Origin of the sequence: Erwinia sp. S38, from assembly GCF_016624545.1 — a bacterium.
Lineage (GTDB): Bacteria > Pseudomonadota > Gammaproteobacteria > Enterobacterales > Enterobacteriaceae > Erwinia > Erwinia coffeiphila.
In genome coordinates this window covers 33,604-51,658 of sequence record NZ_JACVTS010000017.1, presented here as the reverse complement: position 1 = coordinate 51,658, position 18,055 = coordinate 33,604, and the positions used below count along the sequence as shown (strand labels likewise).

Annotated in this window: 17 protein-coding genes; 5 read left to right on the top strand and 12 right to left on the bottom strand. The window is 51.7% G+C overall.

The annotated features are described in order from the left end of the window. Positions 1–52: 52 nt before the first annotated feature. The gene (gene mdoC, locus IBT46_RS18365) at positions 53–1,177 is read left to right on the top strand and encodes a glucans biosynthesis protein MdoC (protein WP_200546829.1); all 1,125 of its coding nucleotides are present in this window, start codon (positions 53–55) and stop codon (positions 1,175–1,177) included. Positions 1,178–1,202: 25 nt separating this feature from the next. On the opposite strand, the gene IBT46_RS18360 is transcribed toward mdoC, so the two are convergent. Next, positions 1,203–2,669, bottom strand: coding sequence for a phospholipase D family protein (locus IBT46_RS18360; RefSeq protein ID WP_200546828.1), 1,467 nt, complete (start codon positions 2,667–2,669; stop codon positions 1,203–1,205). A gap of 124 nt (positions 2,670–2,793) precedes the next feature. On the opposite strand from IBT46_RS18360, the gene IBT46_RS18355 reads away from it, so the two are divergent. Continuing rightward, complete coding sequence (locus IBT46_RS18355; protein WP_200546827.1) at positions 2,794–3,957, top strand: beta-glucosidase; 1,164 nt, start codon at positions 2,794–2,796, stop codon at positions 3,955–3,957. Here IBT46_RS18355 and IBT46_RS18350 read toward each other — a convergent pair. Beyond that, the gene (locus tag IBT46_RS18350; protein WP_172606586.1) at positions 3,939–4,112 is read right to left on the bottom strand and encodes a hypothetical protein; all 174 of its coding nucleotides are present in this window, start codon (positions 4,110–4,112) and stop codon (positions 3,939–3,941) included. The genes IBT46_RS18355 and IBT46_RS18350 overlap by 19 nt on opposite strands. Before the next feature lie 759 nt (positions 4,113–4,871). Between IBT46_RS18350 and IBT46_RS18345 the strand changes: the two genes are divergently transcribed. Then, positions 4,872–6,881, top strand: a complete 2,010-nt coding sequence (locus tag IBT46_RS18345) for a bifunctional diguanylate cyclase/phosphodiesterase (protein WP_200546826.1) — start codon at positions 4,872–4,874, stop codon at positions 6,879–6,881. Positions 6,882–6,916: 35 nt separating this feature from the next. Here the strand turns inward: IBT46_RS18345 and IBT46_RS18340 are convergent, their stop codons facing one another. The 4 genes from IBT46_RS18340 to IBT46_RS18325 are packed head-to-tail and all read right to left on the bottom strand — an operon-like array spanning position 6,917 to position 11,513. Continuing rightward, positions 6,917–8,293: an efflux transporter outer membrane subunit gene (locus IBT46_RS18340; protein ID WP_200546825.1), complete on the bottom strand. Its 1,377-nt coding sequence runs from the start codon at positions 8,291–8,293 to the stop codon at positions 6,917–6,919. Further along, positions 8,293–9,384 (bottom strand): HlyD family secretion protein, encoded by a 1,092-nt coding sequence (locus IBT46_RS18335; protein ID WP_200546824.1) that lies wholly within the window; start codon positions 9,382–9,384, stop codon positions 8,293–8,295. Before IBT46_RS18335 ends, IBT46_RS18340 begins: the two co-directional genes overlap by 1 nt. After that, on the bottom strand, positions 9,384–11,021 hold the full coding sequence (locus tag IBT46_RS18330; protein ID WP_200546886.1) for an MFS transporter: 1,638 nt from the start codon (positions 11,019–11,021) through the stop codon (positions 9,384–9,386). The genes IBT46_RS18335 and IBT46_RS18330 overlap by 1 nt, the downstream gene beginning before the upstream one ends. A 60-nt stretch (positions 11,022–11,081) precedes the next feature. Next, positions 11,082–11,513 (bottom strand): MarR family winged helix-turn-helix transcriptional regulator, encoded by a 432-nt coding sequence (locus tag IBT46_RS18325; protein WP_105592844.1) that lies wholly within the window; start codon positions 11,511–11,513, stop codon positions 11,082–11,084. Between the two features lie 154 nt (positions 11,514–11,667). Here IBT46_RS18325 and IBT46_RS18320 point away from each other — a divergent pair, with 154 nt between their 5' ends. Continuing rightward, complete coding sequence (locus IBT46_RS18320; RefSeq protein ID WP_200546823.1) at positions 11,668–12,135, top strand: GNAT family N-acetyltransferase; 468 nt, start codon at positions 11,668–11,670, stop codon at positions 12,133–12,135. A 41-nt stretch (positions 12,136–12,176) separates the two neighbouring features. Continuing rightward, positions 12,177–12,761 (top strand): RraA family protein, encoded by a 585-nt coding sequence (locus IBT46_RS18315; protein WP_200546822.1) that lies wholly within the window; start codon positions 12,177–12,179, stop codon positions 12,759–12,761. Between the two features lie 99 nt (positions 12,762–12,860). Here IBT46_RS18315 and IBT46_RS18310 read toward each other — a convergent pair whose 3' ends face one another. From IBT46_RS18310 to IBT46_RS18285, 6 genes are all read right to left on the bottom strand, one after another. Further along, positions 12,861–13,574 carry a YoaK family protein gene (locus tag IBT46_RS18310; protein WP_200546821.1) on the bottom strand — a complete coding sequence of 238 codons (714 nt, stop codon included), beginning with the start codon at positions 13,572–13,574 and terminating at the stop codon, positions 12,861–12,863. 925 nt (positions 13,575–14,499) lie between these two features. Then, positions 14,500–15,246 (bottom strand): SDR family NAD(P)-dependent oxidoreductase, encoded by a 747-nt coding sequence (locus IBT46_RS18305; RefSeq protein ID WP_142981843.1) that lies wholly within the window; start codon positions 15,244–15,246, stop codon positions 14,500–14,502. Between the two features lie 70 nt (positions 15,247–15,316). After that, a complete protein-coding gene (locus IBT46_RS18300; protein WP_200546820.1) occupies positions 15,317–16,006 on the bottom strand; it encodes a YafY family protein in 690 nt (229 codons plus the stop codon). Positions 16,007–16,367: 361 nt separating this feature from the next. Continuing rightward, entirely contained in the window at positions 16,368–16,982 is a 615-nt protein-coding gene (locus IBT46_RS18295; protein WP_200546819.1) for a hypothetical protein, read from the bottom strand. 408 nt (positions 16,983–17,390) lie between these two features. Then, on the bottom strand, positions 17,391–17,714 hold the full coding sequence (locus tag IBT46_RS18290) for a hypothetical protein (RefSeq protein ID WP_200546818.1): 324 nt from the start codon (positions 17,712–17,714) through the stop codon (positions 17,391–17,393). Positions 17,715–17,718: 4 nt separating this feature from the next. Further along, positions 17,719–17,958, bottom strand: coding sequence for a DNA polymerase V (locus tag IBT46_RS18285; protein WP_200546817.1), 240 nt, complete (start codon positions 17,956–17,958; stop codon positions 17,719–17,721). Positions 17,959–18,055 lie beyond the last annotated feature (97 nt).

Here is an 18,055-nt window from a genome sequence, read left to right as displayed (position 1 = left end):
TAGGCTGGTTCAGGGCGAACCAGTAATGCAATACATTGAAAACTGGACAAATATGACTAAAAAACCACAGCAACGAGAATATTTTCTGGATTCGATTCGCGCCTGGCTGATGTTATTGGGCGTACCCTTTCATCTTTCGCTAATTTATTCGTCACAGAACTGGTCAGTAAACAGCCCGGCCCCGTCGGAATGGCTGACCTTGCTGAATGAATTTATTCATGCTTTTCGTATGCAGGTATTCTTTGTTATCTCGGGCTATTTTTCCTACATGCTGTTTCTGCGCTACAGCCCCGGCCACTGGCTGAAGGTGCGCGTGGAGCGCGTTGGCATCCCGATGCTGGCCGCCATTCCACTAATTACCCTGCCGCAGTTTTTCATTCTGAAAGAGTTGACCAACAAGATTGGCAACTGGAGCCAGATGAGCCCCTACCAGAAATACAATGCGCTGGTCTGGGATCTGATTTCTCATCTGTGGTTCCTGCTGGTGCTGCTGGTGCTGACCGTTGCCGGCTTCTGGCTGTTCCGGCTACTGCGCGACGGTAAACGAGAAAAAGCAGACTATTCTGACCTGACATGGGGAAAATTAACCGTCGTTATCCTGCTTTGTGCATTGGGATGGGGGGCGTTCCGCCGACTGATTCTGTTCGTGGCACCTCAGGTCACTGCTGATGGCCTGTTCAATATGGCGGTAATGCAATCGCTGATGTATCTGCCCTTCTTTATGCTCGGCGCGATGGCGTGGAAATATCCGGCCATCAAGGCCCTGTTTGTGAAGCCGAATCCGTGGACGTTTCTTGGTGCCGCTCTGGCGTTTGCTGCCTATGTGGCGAATCTGACGTGGAGTACGGGCGAAGGCTGGATGTACGAACTGGACACGGTTGCATCTATGCTCATGGGGCTGTGGATGGTTAACGTGGTATTCTCCTTCGGCCACCGCATGCTGAATTCCCATTCGCCTCGCGTCACCTATCTGGTGAACTCATCGTTATTTATCTATCTGGTCCACCATCCGCTGACCATCCTGTACGGTATTTTTGTTGTGCCGCTGATTGGCAGCAGCACGCTGGGCTTCTTGGTCGGCCTGGTGATGGTTTTCGGCATCGCATTCCTGCTGTATGAGATCCATCTGCGTATCCCGCTGCTGCGTTTCCTGTTTTCCGGCAAACCCCAGCGCTGATCCTTAATGCCCGGCATCAGCCGGGCTACAGCAACCACTCAATCGGCAGACGCCACACCAGCCTGACCAGCAGTCGTTGGATAAATCGCGTACGTGGCTCATGCCGGTGCACAACCTCCTCAGCTTCCCCCGGATACTCCACCCAGTTGATTTTTCCCCGCTCATCAAGCTTCAGCGTCCACGCGTGTTCACGCAGGTTGACCAGCAGGTTTTGATGGATGCTGTTCGCCAGCTCACCGCTTTCGATCACCAGCCCCATTTCAGTGTTCAGCACCGCCGAACGCGGGTCGAAATTAAACGAGCCGATAAACACCGTTTTTTGATCCACGCTGAAGGTTTTCGCATGCAGGCTGGAGCCGGAGTTCCCGGTCAGGCCACGGTCGTGCAGCACGCCGCCCGGAGGCGTACTGGTCGGCTTCAGTTCGTAGAGTGCGATACCGTGACGCAGCAGTTTCTTACGCCACTTTGCGTAGCCGGCATGCACCACAGAGACATCGTTGGCCGCCAGAGAATTGGTCAGGATGGCAATTTTTACGCCCCTGCGTACCAGCGCCAGCAGCTGGGCGACCCCGGCACGGGTCGGAACGAAGTAGGCAGAGATAATGTCCAGTTGCTCCTGCGGGCGGCCAATCACAGAGAGTAAGCGTTGGGGCAGCAGGTTTTTCGTTCTGGCTCGCCCCAGCCCTTTACGTGGGTCGTCGCTGAGCAGTCGGCTGCTGGCCCAGATAAACGGCAGCGTGCGGCTTTCCAGCCGGGTGATAAACGTCGACTCCTGCAAGCGCGTGAAATAGTGCTTCACCTGTTCATTTTCCAGCCACCCCTCTTGCAGACCGATATCTGCTTCTGAGCCTGGATCCGTATCAACGACCGTACTGAACGGCGCAACCGAGCGACACTGCCAGTAGCGTTCAAAATCATCCCCAACTTCCATGACGACGGGCCCCACCGCCAGCACATCCAGATCGGAGAACAGCGGTTCGTCACCGGCACCAAAGTATTTATCCCCTACGTTCCGCCCGCCGACGATGGTGGCCTCACCGTCCACGGTGAAGCTTTTGTTGTGCATTCGGCGGTTAAGCCGGGCGAAATCGGTGAGATATCCCAGCAGGCGCAGCGTGCGAAATGAAAAGGGATTAAACAGACGAACGTCAATATTAGGGTGACTGTTAAGCGCACTGAGCGTCTTATCCAGCCCCAGGGTATTGTTGTCATCCAGCAGTAGACGAACGCGCACGCCACGCCGGGCGGCTTCCAGCACGGCGCTGAACAGCAGCTGCCCTGACATGTCGTTTTCCCAGATATAATATTGTATATCCAGCGTTTTTTCTGCCATGGCAATCAGCAGATAGCGGGCGGCAAACGCATCCAGTCCTTCAGCAAGAGGATAAATACCGCTGTCCTGAGGATGCCCGGACACCAGCGGTCTGATGGCCTGGGCAAGGCGTGTAAATCCGTCGACATCGGGCTGCATTGAAACGGTAACATCACTCATCATCTGTCCTTAACGGCGTTACGGTAAATCATAATTGTCGGCTTCCCTCATCCACCGGCCTGGTCGCACTTTTAGTCTAGACTTATCCCATTGTTCCGCTCAGTACTGCAAACAGGAGAGCATCATGTGTAATGACACCGATTCCTCCCGCTCCCGGCACCATCCGCGTCTGTTTCAGAGTTTTTTCCAGGGCAGTTTCCCCGGTTCAAGTGCCTGCCGATCGCCGGGAAAGCGCGCCGATCTGATGATCAACAGCGGCCACGATACCCTGGTGGATAAAGATTATGCCCTGCTGGCTGAGCATCAGCTACTGAGCGCACGTGACGGGGTACGCTGGTATCTTATTGAAAATCAGCCGGGGAAGTACTGCTGGGAAAGCTTTCTGCCACAGCTCGAAGCGGCAAGAAAGTACCATATTCAGATGACATGGGAGCTGGCGCACTTTGGCTGGCCGGATGGGGTGGATATCTGGCAGCCTGAGTTTGTTGACCGCTTCGCGTCCTTCGGAGCGGCATTTGCCCGCCTTCTGCGCGAACAAGGCGAAACTCAGCCGCTGATCTCGCCGATGAATCAGATTTCATTCTGGTCCTGGGCCGGGGCTGAAATCGCCTGGTTTAACCCGTTTGATACAGGCCGGGGATACGAACTTAAGCAGCAGCTCACTAAGGCTGCGATCGCGGCAATGTATGCGATACGTAACGAACTGCCGGAAACCCGATTTATTATTACCGATCCGCTGGTGCACGTTGCTGCGTCCGGCTATTCCAGCACCGCGAAAAGTGCGGCACAGCAGCAGCATGAAGCGCAGTTTGAAGTGTGGGACTGGATATCGGGGCACAGCCTTCCCGAACTGGGGGGCAGTGAAGAATTACTGGATATTATTGGCCTGACCTGGTACCCGGACCACCAGTGGTTTCACAATGGCGATCCTCTGGAGCCTCATCACCCCGATTATCGCCCGCTCCATCTGCTGCTGCAGGATATCGCCACGCGCTACCAGCGCCCCCTTCTGCTGGCAGAAACCGGTGCCGAAGCAATCAGATGTGCGGAGTGGCTAAATCGGGTGTGTGAAGAAGTCCGATCGGCACTCGATATGGGCGTTGCGGTTGAAGGCATTTCACTCTATCCGCTGGTTGATTATCCCAGCTGGGACGATGACCGTCGCTCACCGGCGGGGCTGTTTGGGCTGCCCGATGCCAACGGTAATCGCACGGTCAATGAAGCCTGCGCTTTAGCCCTGCGCAGCCAGCAAATTAAATTTAAGCAGAATCAGGAGCGGGAAGAATGATGCAAAGATGAGGGGCAGGTTCGGGTATCCAGCGGCTGCTCTGCGGGATACCGCACATCGGAAAGCCAGGTCAGGGTAAACAGTACCGTTACAGTAATCAGTCCAGCGGAAAGCAGTCCGACCAGCGCCAGTAATTTATCGTCTCTGGATTCCATATAATCCTCAATCCTTAGGATAATCAACACGTCATGATGTCGCCCGGAAAAATTTACGACATCAGCAACGTTATGGTGAGGACAAAGATTATAAGAGTAAAAGAGGTGACTGCAAGTACCACAATCGCAAATGGGGCATCATCAAGCGGCACCCGCGCGTGTTTTTCGACTTCAGATTCGGAGCCAGATTCAGAACTTTTTTTCATGTTAAGCCGCAGCGTTTGAGCAAAACAACCCTGTTTTATAGCCAGAAAACTGTGCGAAATCCTTTTCAAAAATTTTAAGAAAACGTATCTTTGCTTTGATGTTATCGGCGATTAAATAAAGAATAATTAACCTGAAAAAATCATTAACAGCCTGTTTTAATCAGTCTGTTCACACCAGATACCGCTAAAATAAGTTTAAAAACAATGATAACATGGCGAATAAACATATTAACATGACAAATCAGTTAACACTGGCCCGATTGGCTATAAGATATTCCTTTTTGTCATCACACCTTAAAATCAGCTATGGTGGCAAAATCCGGCACCTATAAAAAACATTAGCACAATTGATAAATTCGGTGAATACCGTTGACCCTGAATTATTCGACCAATTTTAAGCAATTTAAGAGATAAAATAGGGAATTCTTTCGGCAGGCTATCCAGGTGCTTCTTTTCTCGCCACCCCGATAGACTTGCGTGAAAAAAGACTGAATAATGCTGGCGCTCATTCAACGGCATCGCCAATTTATCCTGCTGCGCGACCAGGTTTATCATGCATCGATATCGCCTTCCTGAAGAAAGTTTTTTAATTTTTGAACAGATTATTGAACACAGTAGCAATGCGATTTTTATCGTTGACGGTGGTTTGACGCTGACCTTCGCCAACCATCCGGGTGAACGGCTCTATCATCATTTGCTGGCAACCGGACAATTGGCTAAAACGCTAACCGAGGACTGCCCTCAGCTTGACCTGTCCACGGCCGATGCGCCTCTTTGGTTGCGCACCCGCTGTGTCGACATCAGCAAGCCCCAGGGCACGCCCGGCCAACTGCTGATCGCCACGGATATTACCGGTGAGGTTCAGGCTCAGCGCGAAGAGTCGCTTTCGCGCTGGCGCCTGGAACAGACGCTGGAGCTGACGGAAGAGGGATTCTGGTTATGGGACATCAGCAGCGGGATTATTTCCCATAATCAGGACTGGAACCGACTTTTTGGCTTTGATGATAATCGGCTGACGCATCACCAGGATGCGATGTTTAACCTGATCCACCCTGATGATATCGCAGCCACCAGACAACATTTCCAGAATCATCTCTCCGGTCAGACCCCACTTTTTCACTGTGAATACCGCGTTGTCGATCGGGTTGGACGACAGCGCTGGATCCTCAATCACGGCAAGGCGGTACGTCACAGCGATTCGGGTACGGTGCTGGAGATGCTGGGTAAAGCAAAAGACATTACCGAAAAAAAGCGTCGCGAGCGTGAGATGCTTCAGCTGGCGTGGCAGGATCCGTTAACCCAACTCGATAACCGCAATCGGTTTTACGACAAGGTTGAACAGGCACGCGGTCAAATGGATCGTCACCAGTTTTCAGCCTTACTTTATCTCGATCTCACTCGGTTTAAAGAGGTTAACGACACACTCGGCCATAATGCCGGGGACGAACTGCTAAAAATTATCGCTCAACGCCTGCGCAGCACTCTGCGCAGTCATGATGCAATCTCCCGCCTTGGCGGCGACGAATTCGCCGTGCTGGTCACCGATCTCGGTGACAGCTATCAGGAAGCGCGAAATAAACTCACCCTTCTCGCCGAACGCTTACTCCAGAATCTTGAGCAGGATGCTATTATTGGCGATAACCAGCTCAATATCACCAGCAGCATCGGTATTTACCTCTACCGCCACGATCTGGCTCCTATCGCCGAAATGATGCACAAGGCCGATATGGCGCAGTACTACTCCAAAAAGAATCAGCGCAAGTGGATGTTCTGGTCAACGCGCCTGCGTGAAGAACAGCGCCAGCGCGATACTATCGAAAACGGTTTGCGGCGCGCGCTAAAAGAAGACGAATTTTTCCTTGAATATCAGCCGCAGTTTTCCCGCTGTGGCAGCGTTACCGGCCTGGAGGCACTGCTGCGCTGGCGAACGCCGGACGGTCGGTTGATCTCTCCAGCCACCTTTATACCCGTAGCGGAAAACAGTGGGCTGATTCTGAATATCAGCGAGTGGGTGCTGGAGAAAACCTGCGCACAGCTCAAGCTGTGGCAGACTCAGCCCGGAATGGAAACGGTGCGTGTCTCGGTCAATATCAGCCCGCGACAGCTGAAACGCAGTGACTTTATTCGGCAAACGGAACGCATTGTGAGCCGCAGCGGCGTTGATCCTCAGCGTCTGAGTTTTGAAATACTGGAATCAGCGCTGGCCAGCGATATCGATGACGTTCAGCGTAAACTCGCCGCACTGCGGGACATGCGCATTAATATCGCGCTGGATAACTTCGGTACGGGCATGGCATCGCTGACCGGGCTGCGTAAATTGGGGATCGGCGAGGTCAAAATCGATCGTTCCTTTGTGATGGATATGGAACATAATCCGGATCATCTGATGGCGATCCGCGCGATGATCGCCATGTGCCAGGCTTTGGGGATCAACATTGTTGCCGAAGGCGTGGAAGAAGAAACGCAGTTTTCAGCCCTGTGCGATATGGGATGTCATCGCTTTCAGGGCTGGTATTTTTCCCGCTCTCAGACCCCCGATAGACTGGTCCATCTGTTTAACTAAAGCGGGATCGGGGCAAAAAACCTGCTGGCAGATATTCACTGCTGCCAGCCACCGCCCAGCGCCCGGTAGAGATCGATCTGCGCCAGCAGCAGATTATTTTTTGCCTGTACCACGCTCAGCTGGGTACTGAACAGCGTGCGCTGAGCATCCAGTTCATCCAGATAAGACGCGTAGCCGTTGCGATAGCGATTGCTGGCAATATGCAGCGCTTCGCTCACCACCTGCTGCTGTTTCTCCAGTTCGACCAGTTGCTGCTGGTAGCGCGTAATCGCATCAAGATCGTCATTCACCTCTCCGAACGCGCTGCGCACCACCTTTTCATAGGTGTAGAGTGCCTGATTTCGCGACGCCATTGAGACATCCACCTGCGCGGTCAGCGCTTCACGGTTGAGCAGCGGAGCCAGCACGCTGCCACCGATGCTCCAGAGTCGGAAGGGATTGGCCGCCAGCTCATGCAGAACGGAACTTTGCAGCGTGCCGCTGGCGGTCAGATTCAGCGACGGCAGCAAACTGGCACGGGAAGACTGTAAAGAGGCATCCGCCGCCAGCAACTGGTGTTCGGCCTGCACAATATCCGGCCGTCGCTGCAGCAGCTGCGATGGCATCACCGCAGGCAGCGATTGCGGAGCCAGATGGTCAAAGTTGTTCTGCCGGGCGATCTGACGTGGGTTCATACCGACCAGAATACTCAGCGCATTCTCCTGCTGGGATATTTGATGCTGCAACAGCGGGATCTGTGCCTTTGCCGTCTGATATTCCGACTCGGACTGTACCCATTCCAGCTTCGAGGTATAGCCGGTTTCAAACTGACGTTTAGCCAGATTCAGTGAGTTCTTCCGGGTTGCCAGCGTTGCCTCGGTAACACGCAGCTGTTCGTCCAGCGAGACCAGTGTCATATACCCAGAAGCGACCGACGCGGCAATGGTCAACTCCGCAGCACTGGCGGCGGCCTGCTGTGCTGCCAGAGAGGCTTTTGCCGCGTCAATACTGCTGCTGCGCGCCCCCCAGAGATCAACGTTATAATTTGCCTGCAGCAAGCCCTGGAACACCGAATACTGATACGGCTGCCCGGTGACGGCCGAAATTGCCCGCGCGCGGGTCGCGGCCACACCGGCATCCAGCGTCGGGAAGTTGTCGCCCTGCGCCCCACGCAGCTGGGCACGGTACTGATCCACGCGCGAACGGGCGATCAGGATGTCCGGATTATTGCGCAGCGCCTGCTCCACCAGCTGATTCAGCTGCGGATCGCCAAACGCCCGCCACCAGTTCGCCTCAACGGCGGCTCCCGCCCCGACCTGGCTGCGCCAGCCATCAGGGATCGGCAGCGAAGCGGGTGCCTGGTCTACTTGTGTGGCGCAGGCCGACAGCATGGATGCCAGCAGCAGTGCCAGCAGGGCTTTTTGAGCCGGCATCAGCGTTTCTCCCTGCCGTTATCATCCCCTGTGGTATCGATGTTCACCTCCACCGACATACCGGGGCGCAGCTGTTCCGTGTTCTCGCTGGTAATGCGAATACGCACCGGAATACGCTGGGCGATTTTTACGAAGTTACCGGTGGCGTTATCCGGTGAAATCGCACTGAACTCAGAACCAGCTGCCGGAGAGATAAACTCCACTTCTCCGTCATAACGCGTGTTGTTCAGCGCATCGACGGTAAAGCTGACCGGTAGCCCAGGGCGGATGCGGGCCATCTGCGTTTCTTTCATATTGGCGATCACCCACTTCTGCTGCGGCACCAACGACGTTAGCCGGGTGCCGGCGGTCACGTATGCACCCTGACGCACCGAAATCTGGCCAAGCTGGCCGTTATCCGGAGCAATAATACGGGTGTTATCCAGATCGATCTGCGCCAGCTCCAGCGCGGCCTGCGCGCTGGTCACGTCGGCCTCCAGCGAAGCGCGATTAACAATAGTGGTCTGAAGATCCTGACGGGACACTTCCAGCGTGGCCTGCGCCTGCTGAACGTCCGCCTGCGTCTGACTGTTGCTGGCCCGTGAAGCGTCACGCTCGCGCAGCGACAGCGATCCGTCCGCCACCAGATTTTCTACGCGCTTCAGATCCAGCCCGCTTTTCACCGCCTGGGCTTTGGCATTTTGCAAAGCGGCTTCATTACGTTTGATGACCGCCTCTGCGCTGCGCCGCTGCTGCTGGTTATTCGCCAGAGCCGCTTTCTTCATCTCCAGCTGCGCCTGAGACTGATGCACACGCTGGCGATAAATACGATCGTCGATAGTCATCAGCAGATCGCCGCGCTTAACCGGCTGCAAATCCAGCACCTTAACCGAGGTAACGTAACCACTGACCTGCGGGCTGATAAAGGTCACCTGTCCACGCACGTAGGCATTTTCCGTCGACTGTACCTGGCTGGTAAACGGCGGCAGCTGCCAGGCGTAGAGGATCACCAGTACACCGACGATGGCAATGCCCGATCCCAGAGCAATCGATAAAATTCGCAGCTTGTTGTTTCTCTGGCGCTCGGCCTGCTGCTGTTCCTGTTGGCTCATTATTTCCCCGTTGCGATCGTTGTCGCCGTTTGTTGCATTGCCCGCTGCTCAGCTTCCGCTTCCCGTTTTGCCTGCTGCCAGTTGAGATAGCGCAGGCGGGACAGCCGCCACAGCACCCAGAGTAAGGTAACGGCGGCAATACCCGCCGTCAGAAGATAGACATCGTTATAAGCCAGGACGTTTGCCTGTAGTGTGGCAACCGTTTGTAGCTGCGTGGTGCTCTGCGCACTGGTGAGAACAGAATCGGTCAACTGGCTGCTGAACAGGCTGGAATACTGTGCGAGACGATCGGTAACGTTGGGGTCGAGCAACGAAAGCTGGTCGCCAAGCAGGCTGGAATGATATTTCTCACGCCATGTCTGAAATGTTCCCAGCAGCGCCGATCCCATCAGTCCGCCAATGTTCTGGCTCATGCCGAACAGCACTACGAAGCTCACCAGATTTTTAGGCTGGGTGACCACGCCCCCCACCCCCAGCAGCATCGCCGGTGCGATAAAGAAAGAGGTACTGAAGCCGAGCAGGAACTGGCTGAAATACATATTGTGCGCACGCGTCAGCGGGTTGGATTGTGCATCCATCAGCGAGGCAACCATCACAATAATCAGCGAAACAACGATCGGCCAGCTCAGATGCTTCGGATTAATGGTCAACGCACTGAAAATAATGCCTGCCGCAACGCCGGCCAGGATCGCCAGCGCCAGCCCCTGCATCTGATCGTTTAACATTCCAATCGTTTGCAAATAGCCCACCGCGCCGGTGTTCTGTTCAGCCAGCATGATACGCAGCAGGATCATCACGATCCCGAGCCGAATAATCGCCCCGCTGCCCAGCCACCGCGTATTGATTAACGGGTTACTGCGGTTATGCTCCACCAGCACGGCGGCCGTCACCAGTACCAGGCCCAGCGCCGTGCAGACACCCAGCCACGGCGTGCTGGTCCACCATTCAATGCGGCCCAGTGACAGCACGCCACAAAACAGCGCCATGCCAGGCGCCATCAGGAAGAAGGTGAGGAAGTCTTTTTTCTCAAACACGCGGGTCCGCTCGCCCGGCGGCAGTTTGAGGATCAGCACTGCGCCCAGCGCCATCAGCGCCAGCCCCAGCTCAAACAGATACAGCCCCCGCCACTCCTCCAGCTGCAGCAGCTCGGTAGAGAAGAGCCGCGCCAGTGGGATCGCCAGCTGCGATGCGCCCAGCCCGATAGCCAACGCCTTCAGCCGATGCTTCGCAGGCCAGGCCTGAATCTGATAGTAAATACCCAGTGAACTTAGCGCTGCCCCCACCATACCGTGCGCCGCACGCACGATAATTGCCGAGCTGAGATCGTTGACCAGCAGATGGAAGAACGCCACCAGCACGTACAGGACCAGGAATGCCTCGGTAAACACCCGCAGGCCGAACTGCTGGCGAAACTTGACCAGCAGCAGGTTGATGGAGATGTTGCCCATCACATAAACCGCCGGCAGCCAGGCGATTTCATTACTGTAAGCGCCAAAGACGCCCTGAAGATTGGTCAGATTGGCCGTCACCAGCGCATTGCTCAATGCCCCGGTGATGGAGATCAGCAGGCCAACAATGCCAAAGGCAATACGCTTATGGCCGGGGTGCAGCGGCGTGGAGGGGGAGCCGGGCAGCATCGGCTTTTCACCGGGAGCCCACTCCCGCGGCGCATAGGGGTTAGGCTTATCGCGGCGCACTTACTTACCCTCAGTGGCAATCAGTAGCTGTTGCAGTACTCGCTGGGTGACCGCCAGGTCATCTTTATCAACGTTGGCCAGCAGCTCATTGCGCAGTGCATCCGCCTCAACCTTCAGTCGCTGATACAGCGTTTCGCCCTGAGGCGTCACGTGCAGCAGCCGTTTACGCCGATCTTCCTCCGGCTGGATGCGCTCCACCAGCTGCTGTTTAACCAGTCGGTCGATCAATGGCACCACGCTGGCATCTTCCAGCCCCAGCGCCTGAGCCAGCTCTTTCTGACTGATTGGCGTTTCCTGAATGGCAATGGTGGCTACCGCCATCCAGCTGCTCATGCTCAGACCGTTATCTTTCATCCGCCGATCGATCGCCTGACGCCAGGCATGCGCCGTAAGATGCAGCAAACGGGAGAAGTTCAGTTCCTGGGAGTTCAATATATAGAGACCTGATGATTAGAGTTCTAACTAAATTACCTGGCAATTATAAACGAGCTCAGATAAAAATGGGAAGAGGATCGGAAAAAGTTTAGATAGTTCCTGAACTTTCCGCCAGGCGGTGGAAATGAATTCACGCATCGGAGAGGATTGAATGGAGATTGTGCCCCTGCGCCAACAGCCTGAAAGAAGCCTGGAGATAGCGCAACTGCTGCACAGCGAATGGTCAGCGCTGCAAAACTGGTCTTCGATAGCGCGGATTAATGAACGTCTGCTTTTACGTAATCACCCGGACCGCAGCAGTTTTACCCTGCTTGCCGACCACACAGACGGCAGTCTGATGGGAACTGCCAGTGTGATTGAGTACGAACTCGACGATGATCCGTCGCGACGCTTCTGGCTGGGAGAGGTATTCACGCCGGTTGCCTGGCGCGGTAAGGGCGTGGGATCGGCGCTGGTCAATGCCTGTATCCAGTATGCGAGAAACGATCGTATGGACAGTCTGTGGCTCTATACGCCGGATAAGCAGAGTTTGTATCAGCGGCTTGGCTGGTGTGAGATTGAACAGCGAGAAGTCTCCGGCGAATGGGTTTCGGTGATGGTGCTGAACCTGGCGGCATAAAGGCGATAGATAACCCACAACGACTAAGAAAGGTAATGACGATGAGCTACGGTAAACGCATTAACGCTTCCTTTGAACGCCCTGACCCGCAGGTTCTGGCACGGCTGGCGGTTTATGCCACACCGGATTTATGTGATGTTGCGGGTATCTTCGACTGCATGACCAGCAGCATCAAACCGTGGGTATCAGCGGGTAAAATCGTTGGCCCGGCCCTGACCGTCAGGGTGCCGCCGGGCGAAGGCGGTATCATTCCCACCGCCATCGAACTGGCGCAGCCCGGTGATATCGTGGTGGTTGACGGGAAAGGCAATACTGAAAGCGCCTACTGGGGCGATCAGCGCAGCAGCCTGGCTCTTAAATCCGGTGCGATTGGGGTGATTATTGACGGCGCGTTTCGCGACATTGATGACTGCGAGAAAATTGGCCTGCCGATTTTTGCCCGAGGGCTGACCTGTGGCGCTTCAGGAAAAACGGGCACCGGTGAAATCAACGTCGCGATCAGCTGCGGTGGCGTAGTGGTAAATCCTGGAGATATTGTATTTGCCGATCGTAATGGCGTTTGCGTTATTCCGCTGCAGTATGTCGCCGACGTCGCCGACAGGCTTGAACAACGCTTCCCGCGATAAACCGTTCTGCGTTTTTAAGTCGATATCTGCCCGGTGGCTTGCCGGGCTGAATCGGTGTTATGGGAGAGCTATATTGGTGATTTCGGCCTGAAGGCGTTTTTATGCTGAGCGTTTTCTGAATATCGTTGCCAGCGAAAGATAAAGCAGCCCGGCACCGATAATGATCAGAAAAACATAGCCAAACAGCTTAGATAGCCAGATCCCGGCGATTCCACCCACAAAAAACGCTAAAAGCGTTGATGAGTGCAGCCCCAGGCGATCCAGGTAAAGCGGTGCATCCTTGGGCGATTCTTTACGTCGGAAGACATCAATGAGCATCGCAACCTCAATGCCAATATCTGTGGCGGTGCCGGAAACATGGGTGGTTCTGACCCTGGCATTAGAGATCCGCGTGACTACCGCATTCTGTAATCCCATCAAAAAGCTCAATGAAAAAATCAGCAGCAGACCGGGATATGATGGATTACACCACATTTCAACGATGCCCAGCGCAACCAGCGCCAGTGCCTCAACGAGAATATTTGCCGCGAAAATGGTACGAATTCCCCTTCTACGCCCGGCGTTGATGATCAGCGTAGAAAAAGCAGATCCGGCAATAAACAGCAGCAGAACCGCCAGGAACAGAACGCCCGCCTTCAGATTTGCTTTCGCCAGATTGTCCGACAGTGACGAAACGTTGCCGGTCATATTCGCCGAGAAAAAACCAACGATCTCAAAAGCCGCCGTATTCAGTGCACCCGCAACGGCGGCAAGCGTACAGGCCAGACGGCTGTCGGTATTGATGGTTCTGGCTTCGTCGGTACTGATTAACATCTGCGATGGCTCATTTTCTGGCGGAGGAGCCGCCATCATCGGCTTAATTGTTCCGGAGAACAAGTGGAGGAACCTATGTTGTTGTTAATCGTGGAGTGCGATACGCGGACGCATGTTAGTGGCCGGGCTCAGTTGAATAATATCAGGAGAGGTTATCAGGAAACTGCGGGACAAAAACAAAAAAACCGCCCTTGGGCGGTCACGACATTACTACATATTGCTTTGATTTTATTCGTTTTAATCGACAGTGCGAATATGGTGCCCGGAGTGGGACTTGAACCCACACAGCCATAAGCCGAGGGATTTTAAATTGCGTGCTTTTACTAAATAAATCATTTAGATGATTTGATGTTTCATAATAATCACTATCATTTTACTGCATATAAATCATATGGTTAAAAATTGATTATGCTACATTTTATGAAGGTTCGGCGGCGGGTTCAACTCCCGCCAGCTCCACCAATCTAGACAGGACAGTGACAGGACAGCACCTGATTTTTCATGCAGTTAGTCACTGAGTCCGGACAGTAACCAGACTGTAAACGGACAAAAAAGGATACGTAAAGGAGCCGCGGCTCTTGAGCGATGAAAAAGCCCGCTTTTGCGGGCTTTTTTGTGCCTTGTTTTGACACCCAACCTTTTGCATATCGATTGGCCTAAACATAAGTTTAGAAGTAACAGTAACATTTCTGCTGTTATGGTAGACAGTAGCCCTAACGTCTGCTATGTGCCAGAAGCGGACATTGTTAATGGATGATGTATAAACCAATGGAGAACCGATCATCTCTACACATATTAATCCACAGCGGAAATATTGTTTTCACTGGCCCTATAATGGAAGCGTTAACTATATATTCTAACGCCCTCATTGAGCATACCACTTTGGCAAGGAATTTCTTAAAATTAAAAAGACGTTAGGGGGATTTTACTCAGCTAAATAACCGCCATCGATTGGATAAACTCCTCCAGTACAGAAGGCTGAATTGTCTGACAGCAAGAACAATATGAAGTCTGCTATTTCTTGCATTTTTGCCATCCTTTTCATAGGGTGGCTATTTGCGAAACTACTTACAATCTTTTCAGGGAACTCACTCATTCGTGGGGTTTGGACATAGCCCGGAGCGATTGCATTGATTCGAATGCCTTGACATGCAAACTCTAACGCTGCGGTTTGGGTTAAACCGATTATACCATGTTTAGCCACGGTGTAAGGTGCTAATCCAGGAATGCCAACCAGACCATTTACTGCAGATAAATTAACTATAGAGCCACCAAACTTCATCATTTGGGGTATTTCATATTTCAGGCAGTAAAAAACTCCGCTCAATGAGGTGGCAATAACCTTATCCCAGTTTTCAATTGTCTGCTCTGATATATTTTTACCATGTTCACCTGTTAAACCTGCATTATTTACAGCATAATCAAGTCTGCCGAAATGTTCGATAATCTCATCTATCATTTTCCGTACTTGCTCGGGCTGTGACACATCACATCCGATCCCCATGGCTTGTTGTCCCTGTGAAGATAATTGTTCCGCTTTTTGTTTAGCCTGTTCTGACGAACGGGATACAATAACGACCTTAGATCCATGTTTGTGTAATTGCTCTGCGACTGCCTCACCTATACCTGCAGTACTTCCTGTTATGACAGCAACTTTATTCTTGAAATTCATAATCCCCCCTATGAAGTAGAATTGAGTCTTTCATCTGGGTTAGTATACAAATTAGCTGTGACAGTTTTTGTCAGTACTCTTTCTCCTCGCAGATCTCTTCTTTTAGTCTCCATTTTTTCAATAAAACAGCCCTACTTTCACTATATGTGGAATCCAGTTGCACAATATCTTGAATTTTGTCCGTTCTAAAATGACGAAAATAATTTCTCATCTCACACCATGCAACCAAAAGCCAGCATGACTCCATGTATACCAATCCGATGGGCCATATGACTCGAGAAGAGTAAGAATCCTTCTTATCACAATACTTTATTTTGATTCTCTTCCTATTTTTAATAGCATTGCGAATGTCTTCAAAAAAAATCTCATTGTTTTCTGAAGGACCGATCAGATAGGATTGATTCTCAATAAGATTTTTTAATTCACCGGGAATAACGGCGTGTATTTTCGCAAGTGCATTCTTTGCGGTAATTTTGAAACTATAATCTGTATTATGAGATACCCAATTTAACCCAAGTGTAATGGCATTGATTTCTTCATGAGAAAGGTTTAAGGGTGGCAAATGAAAGTCAGACTTAACGATGTAACCAATTCCAGCACCACCTTCAATGCATACTCCTTGATGCTGCAGCGTTCTTATATCTCTGTAAAGGGAGCGCACACTTATTCCCAATCTTTCTGAGAGGGTGGATGCAGTGATCGGATATCTTTGTGCCCTCAATATCTGTAGTAATTCGAGAAGTCTTTCTGTTCTAGTCATGTTGATAAATCCATCTTGATCTTGAGATGATTTCTTAAATCATCTATTAGATATAGCATCTTAGTACAGAGCAAGTGTACAGGGCTAAGTTGAACTGCTACCGATGATTACTACAGCGTAATGTTCGTAATGCATACATAAGCGGTGTTCGTGAGTGTAAAGGTCCGCAGTTCGCTCAAAGCAGACTGTAGGATTTGATAATGTTCTACTTGCGAAACCTGTCAGTTCAAGTCTGAGCCATTAATCTTTTAGTTCATTCTAACGGATCAGCATTCAGTGTCATCCTAAGGCAGGATAATTATAATATTAGCCTTTCTTGATTATCGGGTTTAAATTAAAAAAGGCTAATGTCACATACAATTTAGAACTGAGGTTTTGTAGCGTTTTTATCTTCCATAAACTTTATTCTGGCATTCGTCCATACCGGATCATACATTCTCAACTTAGTGCTTGCCATTTCCAGTTTTACTGAGTCAGGCGCACATCCCATACCTGTCCCCGGTAAAGGCTTGTCACACCATAATGGATACATGCTATTTGATGACACCTGCCCATATTTTTTCAGAGCAGCATCTTTCATCACGCTTTCGTTATCTTTGGTCCAGGGGATCTCATAAGTGATTTGAGAAACGGCCATAGGGTTATTCTTATCATATGGCACGCGAGGCTCGAAACTAACCTGCATCCTCGTGCCGTTTTTTTCATATACAAGATACATAATCTGTTCAGTGCCAGTGATGAGAGTCGTCACTTGGCTCGGTAACGATTTTGACTCGGTGATAGAGTTAGATGACACACCGAAATTTTTCTCCATTGCAGTACGAGCTTCTTCAATGCTCATCCCTGTCTTAACCCCGGCAATGTCAAAAGCTCTTACATCTACGGGATGGGTCGGCTGCGCTGACATCGCAGAAAAGGCGACAAAAGGCAACGCTATCTGTATTGCGCGGTTTAAGGTGTATAAATAATTTTTCATTTTATTCCTATGGTCTTCGTCAAGTGTCGCTACTATTCAAGAGGAAAATCCGTTGTAAGCCAATAAAAAATCAAAAAATTCAGAATCAATGCCATGCATGTAACACTTTTTACAAGCATTAAGCATCAGATCTGCCCCCCTCCCCGTTGATTCAAACAAAATGCTGTTAGCAATATCCGCTACTCGCTCAAAGCAGACGCTCATCTTAAACATATCTGAAATCCAATGATTTATAACAGATCACGGTCATGGGGTGTCCGGGGTCGGAGGTTCAAATCCTCTCGTGCCGACCAAATACCTTAGAAAAACCAGCCTCTTACAGCTGGTTTTTTTGTGCCTGAAATTTGTACGGGGAGCCAATGGGGAAAAATGGGGGAGAAACCCGGTCAAATCTTCATGTGATTATCGTCAGATCGTGGGCCGGTTTTCGTCGTACACAGACAGGATTTCCAGCGTCACGCAACCCATTATGAGCACGTCCTGCATCACCTCCCCTTCGATGGTATTGCCATCCTCCGATATCAGGCAACCACGGCTAACTCTTGCCAATCCAACCTCGCCAAAAAGCTCATAGCAGACCTTGCCACCGTTCTTAGGCACTATCGCACGATCAACGAGATATCGCGTGCCGTTGTGCTCAATCAGTGAGGTTGCTGACGGGTGAGGAATAAAAAGCTCGTTAAGGTCAAGCCGCGTCTCGACGTAATCAGAAGCCGGTGATGGAAAGCCCATGCTGTTACCTCATATGGTCGGAATTGGTTAAGAAGAAAATCCGGCGCTCGCCCTCTTCCGTGGAGATGTCTTTAAAGCAACTCTGATAATGCTCGATCCAGCGATTCGCCTCTTTAAGTGACCAGTGGTGATTCAGGGCGGCGAGTTCACGCACGAAATCGACGGTGTGGACTACCCGGCGGCCGCTGGGTTCTTTTTTGATACTGTTTTTAAACGCGTGGGGGATTTCGTAGTAGCGAGGCATGATACCCTCTCATCAATAAACACTGTATGTATAAACAGTATCATTGCTTTTCCGAAGGGTTCAAGAGTTTTTTATGATTGATTTTTTTACATTCAGA